The 1,714-nt window shown below is 53.7% G+C and carries 1 rRNA gene; it reads left to right on the top strand.

Going from position 1 to position 1,714, the window contains the following annotated elements:
• Nucleotides 1-161: 161 nt before the first annotated feature.
• Nucleotides 162-1,703 (top strand): 16S ribosomal RNA (locus tag F3J36_RS23945).
• Nucleotides 1,704-1,714: the final 11 nt, after the last annotated feature.

Below are 1,714 nucleotides of genomic sequence, written 5' to 3'. Positions count from 1 at the left end.
GCTCTTTAACAATTTATCAGACAATCTGTGTGGGCACTCGCAGGATTGATATCAGCGTCTCCGGACGTAAAAAATATCAAGTCTTTGCTGAGTGAACACGTAATTCATTACGAAGTTTAATTCACAGAGCATCGCTGCACTCGTTGCAGCAAATCAAACTTAAATTGAAGAGTTTGATCATGGCTCAGATTGAACGCTGGCGGCAGGCCTAACACATGCAAGTCGAACGGCAGCACAGAAGAGCTTGCTCTTTGGGTGGCGAGTGGCGGACGGGTGAGTAATGTCTGGGAAACTGCCCGATGGAGGGGGATAACTACTGGAAACGGTAGCTAATACCGCATAACGTCGCAAGACCAAAGTGGGGGACCTTCGGGCCTCACACCATCGGATGTGCCCAGATGGGATTAGCTAGTAGGTGGGGTAATGGCTCACCTAGGCGACGATCCCTAGCTGGTCTGAGAGGATGACCAGCCACACTGGAACTGAGACACGGTCCAGACTCCTACGGGAGGCAGCAGTGGGGAATATTGCACAATGGGCGCAAGCCTGATGCAGCCATGCCGCGTGTATGAAGAAGGCCTTCGGGTTGTAAAGTACTTTCAGCGGGGAGGAAGGCGGTGAGGTTAATAACCTCGCCGATTGACGTTACCCGCAGAAGAAGCACCGGCTAACTCCGTGCCAGCAGCCGCGGTAATACGGAGGGTGCAAGCGTTAATCGGAATTACTGGGCGTAAAGCGCACGCAGGCGGTCTGTTAAGTCAGATGTGAAATCCCCGGGCTTAACCTGGGAACTGCATTTGAAACTGGCAGGCTTGAGTCTCGTAGAGGGGGGTAGAATTCCAGGTGTAGCGGTGAAATGCGTAGAGATCTGGAGGAATACCGGTGGCGAAGGCGGCCCCCTGGACGAAGACTGACGCTCAGGTGCGAAAGCGTGGGGAGCAAACAGGATTAGATACCCTGGTAGTCCACGCCGTAAACGATGTCGACTTGGAGGTTGTGCCCTTGAGGCGTGGCTTCCGGAGCTAACGCGTTAAGTCGACCGCCTGGGGAGTACGGCCGCAAGGTTAAAACTCAAATGAATTGACGGGGGCCCGCACAAGCGGTGGAGCATGTGGTTTAATTCGATGCAACGCGAAGAACCTTACCTGGCCTTGACATCCAGAGAACTTAGCAGAGATGCTTTGGTGCCTTCGGGAACTCTGAGACAGGTGCTGCATGGCTGTCGTCAGCTCGTGTTGTGAAATGTTGGGTTAAGTCCCGCAACGAGCGCAACCCTTATCCTTTGTTGCCAGCGGCTCGGCCGGGAACTCAAAGGAGACTGCCGGTGATAAACCGGAGGAAGGTGGGGATGACGTCAAGTCATCATGGCCCTTACGGCCAGGGCTACACACGTGCTACAATGGCGCATACAAAGAGAAGCGACCTCGCGAGAGCAAGCGGACCTCATAAAGTGCGTCGTAGTCCGGATTGGAGTCTGCAACTCGACTCCATGAAGTCGGAATCGCTAGTAATCGTAGATCAGAATGCTACGGTGAATACGTTCCCGGGCCTTGTACACACCGCCCGTCACACCATGGGAGTGGGTTGCAAAAGAAGTAGGTAGCTTAACCTTCGGGAGGGCGCTTACCACTTTGTGATTCATGACTGGGGTGAAGTCGTAACAAGGTAACCGTAGGGGAACCTGCGGTTGGATCACCTCCTTACCTGAAGATAC

The sequence above is a fragment of the Pantoea sp. Cy-640 genome (assembly GCF_011752635.1).
Lineage (GTDB): Bacteria > Pseudomonadota > Gammaproteobacteria > Enterobacterales > Enterobacteriaceae > Pantoea > Pantoea dispersa.
Note: the sequence above shows the minus strand (reverse complement) of the source record. Positions and strands in the feature narration are given on the sequence as shown.